Source organism: Streptomyces paromomycinus (genome assembly GCF_003865155.1).
GTDB classification, from domain to species: Bacteria; Actinomycetota; Actinomycetes; order Streptomycetales; family Streptomycetaceae; genus Streptomyces; species Streptomyces chrestomyceticus.
The window spans coordinates 5,619,708-5,641,897 of sequence record NZ_BHZD01000001.1; the positions used below are offsets into that span (position 1 = coordinate 5,619,708).

Consider the following 22,190-nt stretch of genomic DNA (forward strand, 5'->3'; position numbering starts at 1 on the left):
GCCGGAGGTGAGCGGTGGACCGCAGGCGGCTCTCGCGCCAGGAACTGATCCGGGCCCGGAGCGGGGACGGGTTCGTCGGCCGGGAGGGCGAACTGGCCGCGTTCCGGGCGAACCTCGCTCGCGATCCGGCCGACCCGGACTTCCGCTTCCTGCATCACCTGCACGGCCAGGGCGGCGTCGGAAAGACCTCCTTGGTGCAGCGGTTCGAGCAGTTGGCACACGAACGGGGCGCGCTGACCGTGTACGTCGACGAGTCGGCGCACAGCGTCCCGGACGCGATGGCCGCGATCAGCGCCCGGCTGGGCCGCCAGGGCAGCCCGCTCAAGGCCTTCGACAAGCTGCTGGCCACCTACCGGGAGCGGCGGCACGAGGCGGAGGCGGCGCTCGCGGGCCCGGACGAGCCGGGCGGCGAGCCGCCGCCCTCACCCGGCAGCATGATCGTCGCCAGGGCGGGCGTGGCGGGCCTGGGCCTCATCCCGGGAGTCGGGCCCTTCGCCGGCGCGCTGGACACCACTTACGTGGCCCGCGGCGCCGAACGGCTGCGCGGCCGGCTCGGCGCCCGGCTGCGCAGCCACGACGACGTACAACTGGTCCTGTCCCCGGTCGAGGTGCTGACCCCGGCCTTCGTACGGGAACTGGGCGACGCCGCCGACGCCGTACCCCTGCTGGTGCTCTTCTTCGACACGTACGAGGCGACCGGGCCGCTCCTGGACACCTGGCTGCGCGATGTCCTCTTCAGCGACCGCTACGGGCTACTGGCGCAGAACGTCGTGGTCGTCCTGGCCGGGCGCGACGCGCTGGACCGTACCTGCTGGGCCGACCACCTCGAACACGTCACGGACGTACCGCTGGACGCCTTCACGGAGGCGGAGGCGCGGCAGTTCCTGTCGGCCAAGGACATCACCGACCCCGGAACCGTCGACGCGATCCTGCGGCTCTCCGGCGGCCTGCCCGTACTCGTCTCCACCCTCGCCGGAAGCCGGCCCGGAGCGGCGGACGCCGTGGACGATCCCAGTGACACGGCCGTCGAACGCTTCTTGAAGTGGGAGACCGACCCGGTACGGCGGGAGGCCGCGCTGGCCGCCGCCCTGCCGTGCCACCTGGACGAGGACGTGTACCGGGAGGCGGTCGACGCGCAGGCCGCCGACCAGTTCGGGTGGCTGTGCGGGCTGCCGTTCGTGACCGGGCGCAGCGGCCGGTGGCAGTACCACGAAGTGGTCCGTACGGCGATGCTCCGTCTTCAGCGCCGCCGCTCGCCGCGCGCGTGGGCCGAGCGGCACGGGCGGCTGGCGGAGGCGGCGCGGCGGTGGGGGCAGGAATGCGCGGGGGACAGGGGCGCGGGCGGGTGCCGCAGGGACGAGCGGTGGCGGGAACTGCGGCTGGGGGAGATCTACCACGGGCTGTGCGCCGATCCGCGGGGGTTCCTGCCCGAGGCGCTGTCCGAGGTGACGGCCACCGCCGAGCACGAGCCGTCCGCCGTACGCCTGGTCGCGGAGACCGTACGGAAGGCGGGGGAGGACGCGGACGCGCCGGAGGTACGCGACTGGGGTACGCGGCTTACGGCGGCGCTCGACGGCGCGGACGGGCTGGTCGCGGTGCTGACGGCCCTGCTGGCCCGGCCCGGCCTCGACCTGCCGGAACAGGTACGCATCCACCGCCTGCGCGGCCGCGAACACCGTAAGGCCGAAGCCTGGCAACAGGCCCTCGCGGACTTCGACCGGTGCCTGGAGCTGGCGCCGGACGATGTGCGGGGGCTCGTGGGGCGGGGGCTGACGTACCGCTACCAGCGCGACTTCCTGAGCGCGGCCATGGACTTCCTCCGCGCCCGCACCCGCGAACCCGGCTCGGTGTCCGCCGCCTTCCAGTTCGCCGAGGTCATGCGCCTGATGGGGTGGCACGGGGGCGCGCTGGCCGCCTTTGACCGCACGCTGGAACTGGACCCGCGGCACGCGCCGGCGCACGGCAGCCGTGCCGTCTGTCTGCGCCGCCTGGGACGGTGCGAGGAAGCCCTGGCCGGTCTGGCACGCGCCATCGAGCTGCGGCCCGGATATGCCTGGGCGATGGCCGAGCGGGGCATGGCCTACTGGGCGATGGGCCGGTACGCCGAGGCGTTCGCGGAGTTCGACCGGGCGCTGGCCCGCAACCCGGAGTACGGGTGGGCGTACGGGGCCAGAGGCAGCCTCCACCTCGTGACGGGCCGGCTGGACGCCGCCCTGGCGGACCTCGACACCGCCGTCGGCCACGGGGCGGCGACCGAATGGACTTTCGCCCGTCGCGCCGCGGCCCACCTCCTGCGGGGAGCGGAAGCCGCGGCACTCGCCGACTGCGACCGGGCCCTCGCCGCCGACAGGGACGGGCCGCCGGCCTTCCTCCTGGCCATGAAGGCCGGCTGCCTGCGCCGCGCCCACCGGCCGGACGCGGCGCGGGAGGCCGTCGAGGCGGCCGCGGGCCTGGCGCCGGACCGGCCGGTGGTCCGGTACGAGACCGCGATGCTCGCGAGCGCCGATGCGGGCGTGCAGGGCGCGGCGTCCGCCTGGGAGACGCTGCGGACCGCGACCGAGGAGAGCCGGCCGCCGGGGAGCAGCGACCCCGCCGGCGGGGCCAGGGCAGCCGTCGTCAGCAGGTGCGCGCTCGGTGACTGGGACGGAGCGCGGGCGTCGGCCGCCGGGCTGCTGGGTGACGGGACGGCGTGGGAGCACGTGGCCGATGTGGAGTTCGGGATACGTGACCTGACGGCGGCCTGGCCGGAACGGGACGCGACGACCAGCGGCGAGCTGGAGGCGGTCCGGCAACTGCTCCTGGACCGCATGGACGCGGCGGCCGCCGCCGGCCGCTGACCCTCACCCCTCCCCCGTCTCCGCCTCCGCCTCATGCTGCAAGATGCACTGCTGCCACTGCGCCAGTGCCTCCGCGCGGTCGCCGCCGGTGTCCTCGGCGGCGGAGATGAGGGCGTCGGCGGCCATCGCGGCCAGCCGGACGGTGATCTGGCACACGTCGCGCTGGGAGAGCGGCCGGAGGAGTTCCACTGCGCCGTCGCTGTCACCGGCCAGGGCGCAGGCCACGGCGGCCATCGCGGTGCGGTCCCACTCGAAGTCGGGCATGCAGGAAGCCTTCCCACGGCACGCCGGTCGTATGACCTCGGTACGCAGGGGTACGACTGTGCCGATCGGGACGCCGATCGGGACCGTAGTGATCAAAAGCCGCCTCCGGGGTGACTGTTCGCATAGCGTTCCTTGCCCGGAGTTGGCCGTTCTTGGTCGATTACAGTGCTGCGACAGGGGGGCGTAAGGACCCCGTAAGGGAAGTGGTGGGCCACGGGGAGGGACGAGCGTGAGCACAGCGGCAGGCGGTACGGCCATCTGGGGCCGCGCCGAACAGCAGGACTTCCGCAGCCGGGTGCGCGGCTGCCTGCTGGGCGGGGCGATCGGTGACGCACTCGGCGCCGGCATCGAGTTCAGCTCGCTGGACGCGATCCGCGCGGCCCACGGCCAGGACGGGGTGACGGACTACGTACCGGCCTTCGGGCGGCGCGGCACGGTCACCGACGACACCCAGATGACGCTGTTCACCGTCGACGGACTGATCCGCGCCCAGGTACGCCGCGACACCGGCGCCTGGCACCCGCCCACCGACGTGCACCGCGCGTACCTGCGCTGGGCCGCCACCCAGCGCGACTGGGGCCCCGACGAACGCAAGAAGGACGACGGCTGGCTGGCGCGCGAGGAGTGGCTGTACGCGCAGCGGGCGCCGGGACGGGCCTGCCTGTCCGGGCTCGGCGACGACGTGATGGGAACGCTGGAACAGCCCAAGAACCCGGAATCCAAGGGCTGCGGCGCGGTGATGCGGTCGGCGCCCTTCGGGCTGCTGGTCGGCTGGGAACCGCAGCTGGTCTTCCAGCTCGCCGTCGAATGCGCCGCCCAGACGCACGGCCACCCGACCGGCTACCTCGCGGCCGGCGCCATGGCGGTGATCAACCACTCGCTGGCCCGGGGTGAGGACCTGGACAGCGCCGTGCAGAAGTCCCTGGCCCACCTGGCCACCCGGCCGGACCACGAGGAGACCGCCGAGGCGCTCAAGCAGGCGCTGGGCGCCGTACGGCAGGGGATGCCCACGGCCGCCCGTGTGGAGTCGCTCGGCGCGGGCTGGACGGCCGAGGAGGCCCTGGCGATCGGCGTGTACTGCGCGCTGGTCGCCGAGGACGTCCGGCACGGGCTGCTGCTGGCGGTCAACCACGGCGGCGACAGCGACTCCACCGGCGCCATCTGCGGCAATCTCCTGGGCACCCTGCACGGCGAGACGGCACTGCCGCCCGTGTGGCTGGCCGAGGTGGAGGGCCGCGCGACGATCCTGCAACTCGCCGACGACTTCGCCATGGAGATGACCCAGGGCCCGGCCCTGCACGGACCGGGCAACTCCGCGCCGGGATGGCTGGAGCGGTATCCGCGGGCTTGAGGGGGGAAGGGGGTGGGACAGCTTCGCGGGCGCGAACCGGGCCTCTACCGGGGCGAATCGAACGCCCACATCCCCCCAGCAGGGGGTTACCCAGGGGCGGCGCGCCGGAACCGTGCCGCCCGCCCCACCGGGCCCCGCCCGCCCCACCCGGCCCCACCCGCCCCACCCGGCCCCACCCGGCCCCACTCGCCCCACGCAGCCCCGCCCGCCCCACCGGGCCCGTACCGCCACGAACTCACGCCCCCATCACCCCCGTTCGCAATGTCCCGCTTTGGGGCAGCCTTGGTCGACAAACCCGCCCCGGTCATGCGAGAACAGCCCAGGGGGCCGCAGGCGGTCCGCGCCGCAGCCGTACGAGGGGGAGAGAGATCATGGGCCGCTACCTGCTGCGCAGGCTGGCCGGTTACCTCGTCCTGGTGGCCGTGGCGGCGTCCCTGACGTACTTCCTCGCCGGGCTGAGCCTGAACCCGCGGGCCCGGTTCGAGAACCGCAACCCGCCGCTGCCCGAGGCCGCCGTCACCCGCACCCTCGACGACGTCAACATGAACCCGGACACCCCGGTGGCGGCCCGCTTCGCGCGCTGGGCCGGGGACGTCGTCCACGGTGACCTCGGCCGGACCCTCTCCGGCGACTCGCTCAACGACGACTTCGGCCGCCGGGTCGGTGTCAGCACCCGGCTACTGTTCCTGGCCACCTTCGCCGGCTCGGCGCTCGGCGTCGCCGTCGGCGCGTACGGCGCGATCCGCCAGTACCGGTTCTTCGACCGGTTCTCCACCCTCGCCTCGTTCTTCGTGCTGGCCATGCCGGTGTTCGTGGTCGGTGTCGCGCTGAAGATCGGCGCCACCGCCGTCAACGACGGTACGCAGACGATCAAAGTCCTCGGCGAGTACGACGCGCAGTACGCCGGCCGGTGGGACCCTGCCGCCTTGTTCAACCGGGCCCAGCACATGCTGCTGCCCGCCCTCACCCTGATCATCGTGCAGGTCGCCCTCTACAGCCGCTACCAGCGCAACACCATGCTGGACGTGCTCGGCGCCGACTACCTGCGTACCGCGCGCGCCAAGGGACTGCGGCGCCGCACCGCCTTGTTACGGCACGGGCTGCGCACGGCCGTCCTGCCGGTGGTCCCGCTGCTGGTCTACAACATCGTGCTGCTCTTCGCCGGTGCCACCTTCGTCGAGAAGACCTTCGGCTGGCACGGCATGGGCGAACTGCTCGTCGACTCGGTCGCCGGACAGGACATCAACGCAGTCGCCGCGGTCGGCCTGTTCACCGCCGTACTGGTGCTGGCGGCGGGGCTGCTCTCGGACCTCCTGTACGCGGCCCTGGACCCCCGCGTAAGGGTGCGGTGATGCGTACCGCGACCGGCGGCCGTACGCCATCGTCCCGCCGCGCGCCGTGGTCAGGTCGTACACCGTGGTCAGGTCGTACACCGTGGTCCGGCCGTACACGCACACCACGGCCAGGCCGCCCGCCCCGTGACCGCCGACCGTCCCGCGCCCGCCTCACCGCGCGCCGCTTCGCGCGCAACCGGCTCGCGGTGGCCGGCCTGGCCCTGCTCGTCCTGCTCTTCCTCGCCGCGTACGCAGGCCCGCTGCTGACCCCCTGGGACCACCGCACCCACGACTTCCTCAACTTCCTCTCCGGGCCGTCCGCCGAACACTGGTGGGGCACCACCCAGAGCGGCCTGGACCTGTACGCGCTCACCCTGCGCGGACTCCAGAAGTCCCTGGTCATCGGCATCCTCGTGGGAGTGGTCTCGACCTTCCTGTCGGCCGTGGTGGGCGCCTTCGCCGGGTACTTCGGCGGCTGGACCGACCGCGTCCTGACGGGCGCCGTCGACCTGCTGCTGGTGATGCCCGCGTTCCTGGTCGTCGCCGTCCTGTCGCCGCTGGTCCGCGGCTCCGGCTGGCCGGTCTTCGTCGTCCTGCTGGCCGCCTTCAGCTGGATGATCACCGGACGGGTGGTCCGCAGTGTGACGCTCACGCTCAAGGACCGCGAGTACGTCAAGGCGGCCCGCTACATGGGCGTACCGGGGCCGGTGATCGTCTTCCGGCACATCCTGCCCAACATGGCCTCCCTGCTGATCATCGACGCGGTCATCCAGGCCGGGGCCGCGGTCATCGGGGAGAGCGGACTGTCGTACTTCGGGTTCGGCGTGCAGCCGCCGGACGTGTCGCTCGGCACGGTCATCGCCGACAACACCAACATGGCCGCCAGCTACCCGTGGCTCTTCTTCTTCCCCGCCGGATGTCTGGTGCTCATCGGCGTCTCCCTCGCCTTCATCGGCGACGGGCTGCGGGACGCGCTGGACCCCGACGCGGTGGGGGCGCAGGCGCGCGCCAAGGGGCGCGGGAAGCGCGCCGTCATGAAAGGCCGGCGCCGGTGACCGGACAGCGCGCCACCGGCCCGGAGCCGGCTGCCGCCCGCCCCGCCGCCCTCCAGGTGACGGACCTGCACGTCACCTTCCCCGGCGAACACGGCCCCGTACACGCCGTACGCGGCCTGAGCTACGCCGTACGGCCCGGCGAGGTGCTCGGCATCGTCGGGGAGTCCGGCTCGGGGAAGTCCGCCGCCGCCCAGGCCGTCCTCGGGCTGCTGCCGGACGGGACCGCCGTACGCGGCTCCGTCGAACTGGACGGCCGGGAACTGCTCGGTCTCGGTGACGCCGCGCTGTCCAGGATCCGCGGCAACGGCATCAGCATGGTCTTCCAGGACCCGCTGTCCGCCCTCACGCCCGTCTACAGCATCGGCAGCCAGCTCGTCGAGGCGCTCCGCGTCCACCAGGACCTGAGCCGCAAGGCCGCACGTGACCGCGCCGTCGAACTCCTCGCCCTCGTCGGCATCCCCGACCCGCGACGCCGCGCCGACGCCTTTCCGCACGAGTTCTCCGGCGGGATGCGGCAGCGCGCGGTGATCGCCATGGCCATCGCCAACGACCCGCGGGTGATCGTCGCGGACGAGCCGACCACCGCGCTCGACGTCACCGTCCAGGCGCAGATCCTGGACGTCCTGCGGACCGCCAGGGAGGTGACCGGCGCCGCGATCGTCCTGATCACCCACGACCTGGGGGTGGTCGCGGGGTTCGCGGACCGGGTGCAGGTCATGTACGCGGGCCGGCCCGTGGAGGCCGGTACGGTCGACGAGATCTACTACCGGCCCCGGATGCCGTACACCATCGGCCTGTTGGGCGCCACGCCCCGCCTGGACGGACCCACGGGCGTGCCGCTGACCCCCGTCCACGGCACCCCGCCGTCCCTGACGGCACTGCCGCCCGGCTGCCCGTTCGCCCCGCGCTGCCCCGTCGCCGTACCGCACTGCCACGAGACGGAGCCCGATCCGGCCGAGGCCCTACCGACGGCCGCCACGGCCGCCGCCACCCCGGCCCTCGCGGCCACCCGGGGCCCCGGCCATGTCGCCGCCTGCCACCGCGGCGAGGAGATCGCCTCGGGGGCGCTGCCTCGGGCGGAGATCTTCACGAGGGCCGGGGGCACGCACTTGGGCGGAGGCGCGCCGTTGGGCGGAGGTACGCCATCGGGCGGGGGCACGCCATCGGGCGGAGGCGCGCCGTTGGGCGGGGGCGGCACGCCCGCACCCCCAGCCCCTGCGGACCGCGCGCCTACGAGGGCAAATCGAACGGCCCGGACCCCCCAGCAGGGGGTTACCCAGGGGCCACGGCCCGGAACCGCGCCACCCGCCCCGCGACCCGACCCCTCGCCCCCGACCCGACCCGCCGCCTCACCCCCCACCCCCCATCCCGCCATCCTGGAAGTCGAAGACCTCGTCAAGCACTACCCCCTCACCCGGGGCACCTTCGTCAAGCGCACGATCGGCGCCGTGCGGGCCGTGGACGGCATCAGTCTCGTCGTCCGGGAGGGCGAGACGCTCGCCCTGGTCGGTGAGTCCGGGTGCGGCAAGACCACCACCCTCATGGAGATCATGGACCTGGCGGCCGGGCAGGCGGGTACCGTCCGCCTCTTCGGACGGGACGTACGTGACCTGGACCGCGCCGCGCGCCGCGCCCTGCGCCGTGACCTCCAGATCGTCTTCCAGGACCCGACGGCCGCACTGGACCCCCGGATGCCCGCCGGCGACATCCTCGCCGAGCCGCTGCGCACGCACCGCTGGCCCAAGGACCGGATCGCCGCCCGGGTCCCCGAGCTGCTGGAGACGGTCGGCCTGGCGGCCGAGGACGCGGGCCGCTATCCGCGCGAGTTCAGCGGGGGCCAGCGCCAGCGCATCGCGGTCGCGCGTGCCCTGGCGCTGGAACCCCGGCTGCTGGTGCTGGACGAGCCGGTCTCCGCGCTCGACGTGTCCGTGCAGGCCGGTGTGCTGAACCTGCTGCACGAGCTGAAGGCGCGGCTCGGTCTGAGCTACCTGCTCGTCGCCCACGACCTGTCCGTCGTCCGGCACAGCGCCGACCGGGTCGCGGTCATGTACCTGGGCCGCATCGTGGAGTCGGGGGCCACCGCGGACGTGTTCGCGGCGCCGGCGCATCCGTACACCCGGGCTCTGCTGTCCGCCGTACCGCTGCCCGATCCGCGCAAGGAGCGGGCCAGGACCCGGATTCTGCTGCGCGGCGACCCGCCGAGCCCGGCGGACGTGCCGTCCGGCTGCCGGTTCCGCGGCCGCTGCCCGCTGTACGCGACGCTCGGCGCGCCGGAGCGGCGGCGCTGCGAGCGGCAGGACCCGCCCCCGGAACCCGTCGGGCCCGGTCACGAGTCGGCCTGCCACTTCGCGGGGTCCGGGAACGCGGCGCACGGGCCGGACACACCGCCCACAGGAGGCTGAAGAACACCTCCCGCACCACGCCCTCCCTGTGTTTCCGTCAGTGCAGTCGAGAAAGGGAACGTCTCCGCAATGAAGCACTCCAGAGTTCCGCTCGCCCTCGTCGCCACCGTCATGGTGTCGTCCTTGGCGTTGACCGCCTGTGGCACGTCGGACGACGAGGGCGGTGGCGGCACGGCGAAGCAGCCGCCGAAGACCACCGCACTGGGCATCAACCAGGCCGACCCGGCGCAACTGAAGCAGGGCGGCACGCTGAACTGGGCGATAGACCAGTTCCCCGTCCAGTTCAACGAGATGGAGACGGACGGCAACCAGGCCGCCACCAACGCCGTCGTCGAGGCCCTGCTGCCGTCGCTGTGGCACTCGCGGCCCAACGGCGAGCAGGTGCCGGACAAGGCGTTCCTGCTGGACGCCGCCAGCCGTACGGAGGGCGGCAAGCAGATCGTCACGTACCACCTGAACCCCAAGGCGAAGTGGTCCGACGGCACGCCGATCACCTACCGCGACCTGGAGGCCAACGTCCGGGCGCTGAGCAGCAAGGACCCGGCGTACAAGGTCGGTTCGCCGGCCGGGTACGAGGACGTGTCGTCCGTACGCAGGGGCAAGGACGACCACGAGGCCGTCCTGACCTTCGACAAGCCGTACGCGGACTGGCGCGCCCTGTTCGGGGCGCCCAACAACACCCCGCTCTACCCGGCGAAGTACATGGCCGACGCGAAGAGCTTCACCACCGGTTACCTCAACAAGATCCCGGTCACCGCCAACGCGTACAAGCTCGGTGGTATCGACAAGACCGCGCAGACCGTCACCCTGGTGCCGGACCCCGCGTGGTGGGGTGACAAGCCGAAGCTCGACAGAATCGTCTTCCATGCGATGACGACCGAGTCGATGCCCGCCGCCTACGCCAACGGGGAGATCGACTACTTCGACCTGAACGCGAGCGTGGCCGCCTTCAAGCAGGTCTCGGGCGTGAAGTCGGGCGAGATCCGCGAGGCCGGCGGCCCCAACTACCGGCACCTGACCTTCAACGGCAAGAGCCCGAAGCTCGGCGACCCCAAGGTGCGCAAGGCGCTGTTCAAGGCCACCGACCGCGAGACGCTCGTGAAGTCCGGCCTCAAGGGCCTCAACTGGGAGGGCAAGCCGCTGGGCAACCACTTCCTCATGCCCAACCAGAAGGGCTACCGGAACAACGCCGGCGACCTCGGCACGTACGACCCGAAGGCCGCCGCCCGGCTGCTGGACGAGGCGGGGTGGAAACTGGACGGCGGCACGGTGCGCAAGAAGGGCGGCGAGGAGCTGAAGCTGCGCTTCGTGATCCCCACCGGCCAGCCCGCCGCGAAGAACGAGGCCACCATCCTCACCCAGATGTGGGCCCAGGCCGGGGTCCGGCTGGACATCCGGACGGTGCCCGTCAACGAGTTCTTCGACAAGTACGTGACCCCGGGCGACTACGACGTGGCGCCCTACAGCTTCTCCCGTACGCCGTTCGCCGCGACCGGCTCCAGCGGCACCTACGCCCGCGACGGCGGCGGCAACGACTCCAAGACCGGCAGCGCCGAGCTCGACGACCTGCTGGACAAGGCGGGCCGCAGTGCCGACCAGGCCACCGCGCTGGAGACCGTCAACGCGGCCGACGCGGAGGCGTGGCAGGTGGCCGGCGTCCTGCCGACCTACCAGCTCCCCGAGATCACCGCGGCCAAGAAGAATCTGGCCAACCTGGGCGCCCAGGGCATGGCCGACATCGCGTACGAGCGGATCGGCTACACGAAGCAGTAGCCGGTGCGGTGCGCCGCGGCGGGCCGTACGGCCGCCTCACCGCGGTGCGGCACGGTGTCCGGGCCCGTCGCCCCGTCCGGACACCGTGCGGGCGGCGGCGCCCGCACCACCGGTGCCGAAACCGTCCCCGCCGCTTCCTGCACCGGCGCCTTCATCGTCGTCGTCGCCGGAGTTGATACGGGCGAGCACCGCGTCGCGCTCCGGAGTGTCCTCCGGTTTGAGGAAGCCGATCACGACGTACAGGACCAGTGAGGTGGCCACCGGCGCGACGATCTGGACCTGGAGCTGGACGCCGGTCAGCCCGTAGTTGGTGAGCCAGAACGCGAACAGGCCCGCCGCCCAGGAGACCAGCGCCGCGGTCGGCCCGGACCTGCGGAACCGCGGCACCATTCCGAGCAGGAACGGAATGGAGATCGGCCCCACCAGACCGGCCACCCACTTGATCACGACGGTGATGATGTCCTTGAACGTCGGCGAGTTCACCTGGGTGGCGACGGCCATCGACAGGGCCAGGAAGGCGACGGTGGACAGCCGCGCGGCCAGCAGCCCCGCCCGGTGCGACCAGGTGCGGGCCCGCGCGCCCAGCTTCGGCAGCGCGGGCGCGATGTCCCGGGTGAAGACGGCGGAGATGGCGTTGGCGTCGGACGAGCACATGGCCATCGTGTGCGAGAAGAAGCCGACGATGACCAGGCCCAGCAGGCCGTGCGGCAGCAGATGCTCGGTGAGCAGCGCGTACGAGTCGGACGCGTCCGGTTTCTCCGCCTTCACCAGCAGCGGCGCGACCCACATGGGGAAGAAGAGCACCGCCGGCCACACGAACCACAGGACGGCTGACAGCCGCGCCGAACGCCGCGCCTCGCGCGCGCTGCGGGTGGCCATGTAGCGCTGCGCCTGGTTCCACATGCCGCCGCTGTACTCGAACGTCTTGATGAAGAGGTACGCGAGCAGGAACGTCAGCGTGTACGGGCCGACCGTCGGGCGGGCATGGCTGTCGGGCAGCCGGCCCCACACCGTCCACAGCGCGCTGACACCGCCCAGCTCCGCCAGCACGGTCAACAGCATCGCCACACCCGCCAGCAACTGGATCACGAACTGGCCGAGCTCGGTGAGCGCGTCCGCCCACAGGCCGCCGACGGTGCAGTACACGCCGGTGACCACACCTGTGATCAGGATGCCCTGGTTGAGGGAGAGCCCGGTGAAGACGGACAGCAGGGTGGCTATCGCCGCCCATTTGGCCCCCACGTCCACGATTTTCAGCAGCACGCCGGACCAGGCGAGCGCCTGCTGGGTGGGCAGGTTGTAGCGGCTCTTGAGGTACTCCAGCGGCGAGGCGACGTGCAGCCGCGACCGCAGCCGGTTCAGCCGCCCGGCGAACAGGCGCGCCCCGACGGCGATCCCCACCGCGATGGGGAAGGACCAGGTCACGTAGGACGTGACGCCGTACTGGTAGGCGATGCCCGCGTACCCGGTGAACATCACGGCGCTGTAGCCCGACATGTGGTGCGAGATGCCGGACAGCCACCAGGGCATCCGGCCGCCCGCGGTGAAGAAGTCGCTCACGTCGTCCACGCGCCGGTGGGACCAGACACCGATCGCGACCATCACGCCGAAGTAGCCGATGAGCACGGCCCAGTCGAGACTGTTCATGCCCCCTCCAGGGGTCCGCCTTGTGAACGGGGAGACACGTCGGCGTACGGGCGGCGAGGCGGGTTCCCCTGTCGGAGCGGGGACTTCGGGGATTGAACCGCTCGTGAGGAGGGACGGTCAAGAGTACGGGCGGTCAAGGATGTGAACTGCTGTCAGCGCGACGAACAAACCCGGAGCGCGTCGGCAGAGCCGCACCGGCTGCTAGCGCATGATCTCCCCGGCGTTCACCAGCAGCGACTGCCCGGTGATCGCCCGCGCCCGGTCGGACGCCAGGAACACCGCGGTCTCCGCGACATCGGCGTCCGTCGCCATCTCCGGCAGTGCCATCCGCGCGGTGAGCCGGTCCAGCACCTCGCGCTCCGGTACGTCCTCGGTGTGCGCCGCGTACCGGACGTACGCCTCGACCTGCGGCCCCCACATCCAACCCGGCTGTACGGTGTTGACGCGTATCCGGCGCGGCCCCAGCTCACGCGCGAGCGAGTACATCGCCGAGACCAGCGCGCCCTTGGACGCCGCGTATGCCGCCTGTCGCACCTCGGACGGCGCGGCGACCGACGACTGCGTGCCGATCAGCACGACCGACCCGCCGCCGCGCTCCGTCATGGACGGCAGGCAGGCGCGCGCCATGCGCAGCGCGCCGAAGAGGTTGATGTCCACGACCCGCTGCCAGGCGTCGAAGTCGGCGTCCGCCAGCCCGCCGAAGTGCGAGTCCAGCGCGGCCACCTGAACGAGCGCGTCGACGCCGCCGAAACGTTCGGCCGCGAGCGCGGCCAGCGCCGCGCACTGGCCCTCGTCCGCGATGTCCGTCACCCGCCAGGCGACGCGCCCGCCCGACGGGTCGGCCTGCGCCGCCGTCTCGGCGAGGCGGGATTCCGTACGGGCGCCGAGCACCACCGAAGCGCCGTCCCGTACGCACGCCGTCGCCACCTGGTGGCCGAGCCCGGCGCCGACGCCCGAGACGACGACGGTCTTGTCCCGCAGCAGCATGCGCGCTCCCAGCCCGTAGGGATGTGACGGCCCGTCAGGATAGGGGCGCGGGTGCCCGATGACTACGGTCGCGGCGTCCGCAGCGTCTTCGCCAGCCGCAGCAGCCCCTCCCGAATCTCCTCCGGCGGATGCGTCACGAAGGACAGTCGCATGGTCCCCGCGTCGGCCGGCCCGGCGTAGAAGGGCGCGCCCGGCACGTACGCCACGTCGTACCGGACCACCTCGGGCAGCAGCGCCGTCGCGTCGTACCCGGCGGGCATCGACGCCCAGACGAACATCCCGCCGTCCGGCCGGTTCCAGCGCGAGCCCTCCGGCAGGGCCGCGCCCAGGCCGTCCACCAGCGCGTCGCGCCGGGCGCGGTAGGCGCCGCGCACCCGTTCCAGGTGGGCGTCCAGGTCCGGCCCCGCCAGGTAGCGGGCGGCGGCCGCCTGGTCGAGCGTCGAGGTGTGCAGGTCGGCCGCCTGCTTCGCGACGACGCAGGCCCGGCGCAGTACGTCCGGTGCGCGCAGCCAGCCCAGCCGCAGCCCCGGCGCCACGGTCTTCGAGAAGGAGCCGAGCAACGCCGTACGGTCCTCGGCGCCGGGGAACGAGCCGAGGTACGGCACCGGCTCGCCCTCGAACCGCAGCTCGCCGTACGGGTCGTCCTCCACGATCCACAGCCCGCGGCGGGCCGCCACCCGGGCCACCGCGGCCCGCCGCCCGGCCGGCAGCGTCCGGCCCGTCGGATTCTGGAACGTCGGCACGAGGTAGAGCAGCTTCGGCCGCTCGCGCGCCGCGATCTCGTCCAGCGCCTGCGGGTCCAGCCCCTCGTCGTCGGTCGGCACCGGTACCACCCTTGCCCCCGCGAACGAGAAGACCTGGAGCGCCGCCAGGTAGCACGGGTCCTCGACCAGCACCGTGTCACCGGGCTCCAGCAGGGCCGTGGCCAGCAGCGACAGTCCCTGCTGCGAACCGGTGGTGATCACCAGGTCGTCCGGCACGGTGGCGAGGCCGCGCGCACTCACCCGGGCCGCCACGGCCGCGCGCAGGGCCGGGTCGCCCTCGGTCGTGGAGTACTGCAGGGCCTGCCGCGGCGCCTCGTCCAGTACGTGCCGGAAGGCGGCGGAGATGCCCCCGGTGTCGAACAGCTCGCCCGCGGGCAGCCCGCCGGCGAAGGATATGACCTCGGGCCGGGCGGTCAGGGCGAGGATCTCGCGTACCGGGGACCCGCCCGTCCGCGCCGCACGGGCGGCGAGCTGCGGGGTGGGTCGGACGTCTTCCGGCATGGCGTTCTCCCGTCGTCGTACGGCCTGCGCCGCGGGCGCGCGAGGCGGCCCGCCCCTCGAAAGGTGCAGGATGCAGGGAGTTTAGGCGGGGGTGTGAGGGATGTGCAGGGGTGCCCGCATGGTGGGCCGGGGGTGGCGGGAGGGGGCGGGCATCTCCCCAACTGACGCTGCGTCAGCTACACATCTGGGCATGACTCAGGACCCCGGCACGAACGAGGACACGGCAACGGACGCGGGTGCGGCGACGGGCGCGGGTGCGGCAATGGACGCGGGCGCGGCGACGGGTACGGCTGCGGCGACGGCCGCGGACACCCGCAGCGGGACCTACGCCGAACTGGCCGCCGTCGGCCCCTACGGCGTGCGCCCCGGGCACGCGCTGATCACCATGGTCGAGCCGCATCCCGGCCACGAGTACACCTACAACCGCTGGTACGAGGACGACCACTACCTGGCCGGTGCGATGGCGATGCCCTGGATCTTCGCGGGCCGCCGCTGGGCCGCCACCCGCGACCTCCAGCTGCTGCGCTACCCCGCGCGGTCGGCCGTCGCCCGGCCCGTCACCGCCGGCTGCTATCTCTCCACGTACTGGATCACCGAGGGCCGCTACGACGACCACCTGCGGTGGACCGTCGCCATCAACCGGCGGCTGAACGCCGACGGCCGGATCCACCACGACCGTACGCACGTCTTCACGGCCTTCCACGACCACCGGACCACCGTCTACCGGGACGGCACCCGCGGCCCGCGCGACTTCCACGCCCTGGACCACCCGTACGCCGGACTCGTCTTGGAGGTCATCGACGCGGCGGACGCTCCGGGCCGTACCGCGCTGCTGCGGTGGCTGACGGAGGAGCGGCTGCCGCGCCGGCTGGCGGGCTCGCCCGCGGCCATGGTGACGGTCTTCCGGCCCAGGCCGCTGCCTGCGGACCGGATGGCGTACGTGCGGCAGGTGGAGGGCGCGGACATCCGGCTGACGCTGCTGTGGTTCCTCCAGGAGGACCCGCGGGCGTGCTGGGAGCCGTGGTTCACCGGGCTGGACGGGGAGGTCGCGGCCTCGGGGCTGGGGCGGGTGGAGCTGGTCGCGCCGTTCGTCCCCACGGTGCCCGGGACCGACCGGTACGTGGACGAGCTGCGCTGAGGTGAGGGGCACCGGGCGGGGAGGCGCCGGGGAAGTCCGCCCCGCGCGCTGGTGGGCAGTGCCGGGAGGCGGGGCTGGGCCGGGCAGGGCCGAGCCCCCTCGGCCGGGACGGCGATCCAGTCGAGAGGGCTCTGGGGTGGTGCTCGATATGCGGTGTGCGGCATCAGGCCGGAACCGGCCGGATCAGACCGGGAGGGGCCGGATCAGACCAGGAGCGGCCGGATCAGGTCAGGTCGTACGCGCCTTTGCTCACGTCCCCCACGAAGGAGCTCCACGCGGAGGTGTCGAAGGTCAGGCGCGGGCCGTCGGGGTTCTTGGAGTCACGGACCGCGATGGCGGCGGGCGCCGGTACGGCGACCTCGACGCAAGCGCCATTGCCACCGGAGTACGAGGACTTCGTCCAGGAGAATGCGGAATTGGGCTGAATGGCCATGTTCACTCCGACTCGATCTGCGTTGCACCGCGTTGCCGCGGATTCGGTAGTCCCGACGCTACGCGCCAACATCACCGACGGCAGGAGTAGTTCACCCATCCGTATGGCATATTCCTTGATCTCTTTTCAAGCGGCAGCGTCTCGGTGTACGGTGCCGGACTTCCTTCCGGAATCCTGGATTCGGCCATCCTGGCAGGGCGATCAGGCCATGCTGTCCGCGTGCTTCTTCGCCGCCGCGGCGATGAACTCCCTGCTCTGGTCCGCACTCAGCGCCTGGGCCCGCAGATGTTCGTACATGATCGTGTACTTGTGCACATCGTTGGTCTTCTCCAGGTACAGGTCGCTGGTGACGCCCTCGATGTAGACCACGCTCGAATCGGCCGCGTCGTCGAACTCCAGGATCGAGAAGGTGCCCGACATGCCGGCGTGCGCGCCCGCGTCGTACGGCAGCACCTGCACCGTCACATGCGGCAGGTTGCTGACCTCCACGAGGTGGTCGAGCTGCTCGCGCATGATCAGGTGACTGCCCACGACCCGCCGCAGCGCGCTCTCGTCCAGGACGACCCACAACCGCAGCGGGCTGTCGGGGTGATTGACCCGGTCCTGGCGGCGCATCCGCACCTGAATGCGTTTGTCCAGCTGCTCCTGCGTCAGCTCGGGAACCGTGCCGGGAATGACGGCCTCGGCGTAGCCGGACGTCTGCAGCAGGCCCGGCACGAGCAGCGACTCGTAGACCCGCAGCGAGGCCGCCTCGGTCTCCAGCCCGATGTAGACGCTGTACGGGATGTCGCCGAACGCGTGCCACCAGCCCTGCTGGCGGGAGTCCTTGGCCATCTGCATCAGCGAATCCACGACCCGGTGGTCGTCGACCTCGTACACCCCGCACAGGTCCCGGACGTCCCGCTGGCTGATGCTGCGGCGGCCGTTCTCCAGCCGGCTGATCTTCGACTGGGACACGAGCAGGCGCTCGGCGACCTCCTCGGCCGTCATGCCCTTCAGCTCGCGGAGCCTGCGCAGCTCCTGGCCCAGCCGGCGCCGCCGGACGGTGGGATTGATGTTGGACGCCACGGGACGTGCACCTCCGGCTCCGTACTGCTGATTTCTCCTGCTCAGCAGATTGCCATCCCAGGTCCGCGCGGCGCAGTGGAATGGACACACAAGGCGAGCGGACGTGCGCGCGGGGTGGCGGCCCGGCCGTCGTCCGGAACGGCCGGTCCGCCACCCCGCGCTTGCTGCGGCTCCCGAACGGGACTGTGGGGACGGTGGTGCTGGTTCTAGCTGATCGCGCTCGTGCTCGTTCCGCTGGTCGTGCTCGTCGTACGGATCCTGCTCGTTGTACGGGTCCTGTCCTGCTGGTTCTGCCGGTCCTGCTGTTCCTGCTGGGGTGTGGGTGGTTCTTGGCGCTTGGTGCTGGTGCTTGGTGCGCCTGACACGCACCGAGCGTGGGTGCCGCGTGGTGTGTCCGCGCTCTGCGCGACGTGCCGTCACCGCTGTGGTGCCGGGCTCGTCTCCGGCGCTCGCCGACGCGGGACGTCAGCGTGCGCCGACGCGGGCCATGGACCCGTGCCGCGGCTGTACCGGTACGCCCGCCGGCTCGGCTGCCACGCGGGTCGCGGGCTGCCTGCCCGCACCCGGCCCGGACGCCGCTCCCGACACCGTCACCGGTGCGCGCCTCGGCTGCGCCGCGACGCCGTTCTGCACATCCATGACGGCATGTGCGACCAGCCCGCCCATCGGGTCGTGCCGGATCAGGTCCCGGAGGCGGGAGCGCGAGGAGCGCCCCTCGTTCCCGGGATACAGGTGCTTGCCGAGACCGACCGCGTGGGCCAGTGCGGCGAGCGCCGCGGTCCGCGGGTCCGGCGGTACGCCGGTGCGGATCGCGTTGTCCAGCCGGTTCTTGATCTCCCGGCTGATGGCCGTGTCCGTCGCCTGGTAGCGAGTCGTCGGCAGCACCCCGCACATCTGGCCCGCCACGGCATGAACCATGCCGCACCGCTCCAGATGCGTGAGATACGTCTGGCGCAGCCCCAGCCGGGGCCCGCCGATCCAGTGGACGGCGCGCACCGGGCTGCCGCGTCGGCGCAGCAGTTCGAGCGCGGAGTCCAGAGTCGGATCTCCGGTCGGCCGTGGCAGCACCACGGCGATACGATCCCCGTCAGGGGCTATCCGTCCGGCCAGAGCCAGCTCTACTAGCTGGGCCCCGGCCAGACCGAGGTCGAGCGACTGCGGCTGCGCTGTGGTTCCCGTTGCCGGGTCCAAAGCGAGCAGCAGAAGCTCCTCCGGAATTGTTCTGCGGCTCCTGCCCATCCATGCCTCCCCGCGTGGATGAATGACAGGGTGACCCCTCTCACATTCATCTGTCGAGAGTGCCTGGGGGGTTAGGCAGGGAACCTGTAGGTATGTCGTTCTCGTCTAGCTCCTTGGCGACGCCTTCTGTGGGGCGGGGCGCCCAGCGTTTCGCGTGGCGGTGCGGACGTGCCTCGCGGACACAGGACACTTGGGAACACTGGGCAAGGCAGAGCGCGACGTATCGCGGACGTGTGAAGGAGACATAGGTGGCGGGCGAGTCCCCCGGCAAGCCGGAGCAGAAGCAGTCGTCGGGGGAGACGGCGGGGAGCGAACGCGATCCGCGACTCGCAGTCTTCCGTGAAACACCGGCCGGTAAGGCGAAAGCCGACGAGGCGGGTAAGGCTGACAAGTCCGGTACGGCCGGTAAGGCCGGTAAAGCCAGTAAAGCCAGTAAGGGTGACAAGGCGGCCGGTGAGGCTGACGAGGCCGAGCGGGCCGATACGGCTGATGCGGCCGGCGAGGCCGGCGAGGCCGGTGCCCAGGGTGAGGGCCGGGACGAACGGCTGCGGGAAGCGGTCGCCGCGTGGGTGGCGACCAAGGACGACGACGGTGCCGAGGGCGGGTCCGGCGAGGAAACCGGGACCGGCACGGACGCCGAGAAGGAAACGCGTGCGAAGGCTGAGGCGGGGGATGCTCCGGTGACGAAGGCGTCGGCTGATGCCGGAGTTGGTGCGGAGAAGGCGGCGGACAAGTCGGCGAAGGAGCCGGCGGAGGAGTCGGTGAAGGGGAAGGGAACGGCTGGGGGGCCGGCCGGGAGCGCCGCGAAGGATGCCTCCAAGGGCGCCTCCAAGGACGCCTCCAAGGGCGCCTCCAAGGACGCCTCCAAGGACGCCTCCGAAGACGCCCCCCAGGACGCCCTCAAGAGCGCCGGGAAGGGTGCTCCCGCGGGCGGCGCCAAGGACGCCGGGCCGAAGGGCGCCCCCGAGGGCTCCGCGGCCGGGAGCGCCGCGAAGGGCTCGGCAGCCGCGGGCTCGGCCGCGAAGGGCTCCGCCGCCAAGGGGGAGAGCGCTTCGGGTGCCGCCTCCGAAGGTGCGGCGGCCTCCGTGGACCAGCCGACGGCGATCTTCAAGGCGCCGAGCTTCGCGGAGGACGGTGAAGCGCCCGCCGACGAGGCCACGCGAGTGTTCTCGATCGCAAAGCAGAAGGGTTCGGGCGACGCCGGTTCGGCGAAGCCCGGCACCGGGAGCGGCGCCCAGGACAGCACGGAGGGCGGTGCGCGGAACGGCGCGCGGGGCGGAGAGCCCGACGCCGAGGCCGCCGCCCCGAAGGGGGAAAAGTCCGCCGAAGGGTCTGCTGAGAAGCCCGCCGAAAAGGGCGACCGAAAGGCCACCGAAAAGGCCACCGAGAAGGCCACCGAGAAGGCCACGGGGAAGACGGCCGAGAAGGCCACCGGCAAGGCCGCCGAGAAGGTCACCGGGAAGTCCGGCGCCACGGCGGAGGCCGCGTCCGACGCCAAGGCCGGCACCAAGACCGAGGGCGGGTCCGACACCGGATCCGCCTCCCCGGTCGACCAGCCGACCACCGCGATCAAGGCCGTCCGGCCCTCCGGCGCCGCGGAGTCGGACGGCGAGCGGACCAGCCAGTTCGTGGCGCTGAAGTCCACCGACCCGCAGCCGATCAAGTCGCCGCGCCCGGTCGGGGGCGACAAGTCCGGCAAGGCGGGCAAGGGCGGCAAGCAGGCGGCCAAGGACGCCGCGAAGACCGCCGACCAGCCGGGCACGAAGCCGGGTGCGAAGCCGGCTGCCGAGCCGGACGTCGCCCCGGGTACCAAGTGGGGCGCGAAGGCTGCCGCCACCTCCGGCGCCGCCACCGGTACGCAGCCGGAGGCCAAGTCCGGCGCCGCCGAGGCATCCGCCACCGCGGCCCCGGCCGGTACGGCCGCGAAGTCCGGTGCCACCGCGCAGCCCGGCGCGCTGCCCGATTCCGAGCAGACCAGGCAGCAGCCGCTGCCGCCGCTGGACCTGCTGGCGCAGCTGACCAACACCCCGCCGCCGCCCGAGACTCCGATGCGGACGATCGCCCGGCGGTTCAAGATCTGGACGCCGCTGGTGATCCTGTTGGCGATCATCTTCGTCGTCGTCCAGCAGGTACGTCCGCTGCCCGACCCGACGCTGGCGCTGGGCGGGAAGTCCGCGTACACCTTCGCGGGCGACGCGTTCCAGATGCCGTGGCCGGGTGAGGGCCAGGCGGCGGCGCGGGTCGTCGGCGTGGGCGATGTCGGCACGTACGGGCCCCAGAAGCCGGTGCCCACGGCCAGCGTCGCGAAGGTGATGACCGCGCACCTGATCCTCAAGAACCACCCGCTCAAGCCGGGTGAGCAGGGCCCCAAGATCAAGGTGGACGCCACGGCCGTCAAGGAGTCGGGCGCCGAGGACGAGTCGCGGGTCAAGGTCAAGGAAGGGCAGTCGTTCACGGAGTTCCAGATGCTCCAGATGCTGCTCATCCCCTCCGGCAACAACATCGCCCGGCTGCTGGCGCGCTGGGACTCGCCGCAGGACGAGCAGGCGTTCATCGGCAAGATGAACGCCGAGGCCAAGGCCCTGGGCATGACGAACACCACCTACACCGACTCCAGCGGGTTCAAGGACTCCACGAAGAGCACGGCGGTCGACCAGCTCAAGCTGGCCGAGGCCGTGATGAACAACGAGGTCTTCCGCAAGATCGTCGCCATGCCCAACGCCCAGGTCCCCGGTCTCGACCAGCGGCTGGAGAACAACAACAGCCAGCTCCTGATCAGGGGCACGGGCGTGCTGGGCATCAAGACGGGGTCGAGCACCCCGGCCGGTGGCGCGCTGATGTGGGCCGCCCGGCGGACCATCGACGGCAAGCCGCACACCATCGTCGGGGTGACCATGGACCAGCACTTCAAGGGCCTGGACCCGAACGCCGAGAACAGCCTGCAGCTCGTCCGCGACCGGAGCTACAAGATGATCAGGGCGTTGCAGGACGCCATGACGTCCGCCGACGTGGTCAAGAAGGGTGACGTGGTCGGTTATGTCGACGACGGTCTCGGCGGGCGGACGCCGGTGGTCGCGACCAAGGACTCCAAGGCGGTCGGGTGGCCCGGCCTCAAGGCGAAGTTCTCGATCGACAGCGGCCGCACCCCCGTACCGCACGAGGCGAAGGCCGGCACGGTCGTGGGACAGCTGAACATCGGCAGCGGGCCCGGCCGGGCGACCGTGCCCGTCGCGCTCCAGAAGGACCTCGCCGAACCCTCCTTCGGCGCCAAGCTGAAGCGCATCGCCTGATCGCTTGACCCGTTCCGTCGAGGCCCCGGCAAGCAGACGCTTGCCGGGGCCTCGGCCGTGCCCGGCGTGCGGTCGCCGCGCACCGGCAGGCCCCCGCCTGCTGCTGG

14 protein-coding genes and 1 pseudogene are annotated in these 22,190 nt (G+C 72.3%); 8 read left to right on the forward strand and 7 right to left on the reverse strand.

Translation table 11 applies throughout. The annotated features are described in order from the left end of the window. Positions 1-14: 14 nt before the first annotated feature. Positions 15-2,837 (forward strand): ATP-binding protein, encoded by a 2,823-nt coding sequence (locus OEIGOIKO_RS24015; protein WP_125055752.1) that lies wholly within the window; start codon positions 15-17, stop codon positions 2,835-2,837. Positions 2,838-2,840: 3 nt separating this feature from the next. Here OEIGOIKO_RS24015 and OEIGOIKO_RS24020 read toward each other — a convergent pair whose 3' ends face one another. Further along, on the reverse strand, positions 2,841-3,101 hold the full coding sequence (locus OEIGOIKO_RS24020; protein ID WP_125055753.1) for a hypothetical protein: 261 nt from the start codon (positions 3,099-3,101) through the stop codon (positions 2,841-2,843). Positions 3,102-3,330: 229 nt separating this feature from the next. Between OEIGOIKO_RS24020 and OEIGOIKO_RS24025 the strand changes: the two genes are divergently transcribed. The 5 genes and pseudogenes from OEIGOIKO_RS24025 (at position 3,331) to OEIGOIKO_RS24050 (ending at position 11,016) form a co-directional block, all read left to right on the forward strand. Continuing rightward, positions 3,331-4,452, forward strand: a complete 1,122-nt coding sequence (locus OEIGOIKO_RS24025; protein ID WP_125055754.1) for an ADP-ribosylglycohydrolase family protein — start codon at positions 3,331-3,333, stop codon at positions 4,450-4,452. Between the two features lie 371 nt (positions 4,453-4,823). Beyond that, positions 4,824-5,804, forward strand: a complete 981-nt coding sequence (locus OEIGOIKO_RS24035) for an ABC transporter permease (RefSeq protein WP_125055756.1) — start codon at positions 4,824-4,826, stop codon at positions 5,802-5,804. Between the two features lie 131 nt (positions 5,805-5,935). After that, positions 5,936-6,841, forward strand: a pseudogene (locus OEIGOIKO_RS24040) (ABC transporter permease); the annotation flags it as partial. Continuing rightward, on the forward strand, positions 6,838-9,243 hold the full coding sequence (locus OEIGOIKO_RS24045) for an ABC transporter ATP-binding protein (protein ID WP_125055758.1): 2,406 nt from the start codon (positions 6,838-6,840) through the stop codon (positions 9,241-9,243). The pseudogene OEIGOIKO_RS24040 and the gene OEIGOIKO_RS24045, both read left to right, overlap by 4 nt. 69 nt (positions 9,244-9,312) lie before the next feature. Next, on the forward strand, positions 9,313-11,016 hold the full coding sequence (locus OEIGOIKO_RS24050; protein ID WP_125055759.1) for an ABC transporter family substrate-binding protein: 1,704 nt from the start codon (positions 9,313-9,315) through the stop codon (positions 11,014-11,016). Between the two features lie 36 nt (positions 11,017-11,052). On the opposite strand, the gene OEIGOIKO_RS24055 is transcribed toward OEIGOIKO_RS24050, so the two are convergent. The 3 genes from OEIGOIKO_RS24055 to OEIGOIKO_RS24065 all read right to left on the reverse strand — a co-directional run bounded on the left by OEIGOIKO_RS24055 (position 11,053) and on the right by OEIGOIKO_RS24065 (position 14,915). Continuing rightward, the gene (locus OEIGOIKO_RS24055; protein WP_125055760.1) at positions 11,053-12,663 is read right to left on the reverse strand and encodes a sodium:solute symporter family protein; all 1,611 of its coding nucleotides are present in this window, start codon (positions 12,661-12,663) and stop codon (positions 11,053-11,055) included. Between the two features lie 201 nt (positions 12,664-12,864). Then, the gene (locus tag OEIGOIKO_RS24060; protein WP_125055761.1) at positions 12,865-13,650 is read right to left on the reverse strand and encodes an SDR family oxidoreductase; all 786 of its coding nucleotides are present in this window, start codon (positions 13,648-13,650) and stop codon (positions 12,865-12,867) included. Between the two features lie 62 nt (positions 13,651-13,712). Beyond that, entirely contained in the window at positions 13,713-14,915 is a 1,203-nt protein-coding gene (locus OEIGOIKO_RS24065; RefSeq protein ID WP_125055762.1) for an aminotransferase-like domain-containing protein, read from the reverse strand. Positions 14,916-15,177: 262 nt separating this feature from the next. Between OEIGOIKO_RS24065 and OEIGOIKO_RS24075 the strand changes: the two genes are divergently transcribed. Then, a complete protein-coding gene (locus OEIGOIKO_RS24075; RefSeq protein WP_125055763.1) occupies positions 15,178-16,053 on the forward strand; it encodes a hypothetical protein in 876 nt (291 codons plus the stop codon). Positions 16,054-16,276: 223 nt separating this feature from the next. Here the strand turns inward: OEIGOIKO_RS24075 and OEIGOIKO_RS24080 are convergent, their stop codons facing one another. The 3 genes from OEIGOIKO_RS24080 to OEIGOIKO_RS24090 all read right to left on the reverse strand — a co-directional run bounded on the left by OEIGOIKO_RS24080 (position 16,277) and on the right by OEIGOIKO_RS24090 (position 18,793). Beyond that, a complete protein-coding gene (locus OEIGOIKO_RS24080; protein WP_031012371.1) occupies positions 16,277-16,486 on the reverse strand; it encodes a DUF397 domain-containing protein in 210 nt (69 codons plus the stop codon). Positions 16,487-16,687: 201 nt separating this feature from the next. Continuing rightward, positions 16,688-17,554 (reverse strand): helix-turn-helix domain-containing protein, encoded by an 867-nt coding sequence (locus OEIGOIKO_RS24085; RefSeq protein ID WP_125055764.1) that lies wholly within the window; start codon positions 17,552-17,554, stop codon positions 16,688-16,690. 465 nt (positions 17,555-18,019) lie between these two features. Continuing rightward, positions 18,020-18,793: a GOLPH3/VPS74 family protein gene (locus tag OEIGOIKO_RS24090; RefSeq protein ID WP_031012367.1), complete on the reverse strand. Its 774-nt coding sequence runs from the start codon at positions 18,791-18,793 to the stop codon at positions 18,020-18,022. 248 nt (positions 18,794-19,041) lie between these two features. On the opposite strand from OEIGOIKO_RS24090, the gene OEIGOIKO_RS43570 reads away from it, so the two are divergent. After that, on the forward strand, positions 19,042-22,083 hold the full coding sequence (locus OEIGOIKO_RS43570) for a D-alanyl-D-alanine carboxypeptidase (protein ID WP_125055765.1): 3,042 nt from the start codon (positions 19,042-19,044) through the stop codon (positions 22,081-22,083). Positions 22,084-22,190 lie beyond the last annotated feature (107 nt).

Coding starts and splice junctions, on each gene's coding strand:
- OEIGOIKO_RS24035 (WP_125055756.1), top strand. CDS start 4,824: ATGGGCCGCTACCTGCTGCGCAGGCTGGCCGGTTACCTCGTCCTGGTG.
- OEIGOIKO_RS24055 (WP_125055760.1), bottom strand. CDS start 12,663: ATGAACAGTCTCGACTGGGCCGTGCTCATCGGCTACTTCGGCGTGATG.
- OEIGOIKO_RS24075 (WP_125055763.1), top strand. CDS start 15,178: ATGGACGCGGGCGCGGCGACGGGTACGGCTGCGGCGACGGCCGCGGAC.
- OEIGOIKO_RS24080 (WP_031012371.1), bottom strand. CDS start 16,486: ATGGCCATTCAGCCCAATTCCGCATTCTCCTGGACGAAGTCCTCGTAC.
- OEIGOIKO_RS24020 (WP_125055753.1), bottom strand. CDS start 3,101: ATGCCCGACTTCGAGTGGGACCGCACCGCGATGGCCGCCGTGGCCTGC.
- OEIGOIKO_RS24090 (WP_031012367.1), bottom strand. CDS start 18,793: ATGGGCAGGAGCCGCAGAACAATTCCGGAGGAGCTTCTGCTGCTCGCT.
- OEIGOIKO_RS24065 (WP_125055762.1), bottom strand. CDS start 14,915: ATGCCGGAAGACGTCCGACCCACCCCGCAGCTCGCCGCCCGTGCGGCG.
- OEIGOIKO_RS24060 (WP_125055761.1), bottom strand. CDS start 13,650: ATGCTGCTGCGGGACAAGACCGTCGTCGTCTCGGGCGTCGGCGCCGGG.
- OEIGOIKO_RS24050 (WP_125055759.1), top strand. CDS start 9,313: ATGAAGCACTCCAGAGTTCCGCTCGCCCTCGTCGCCACCGTCATGGTG.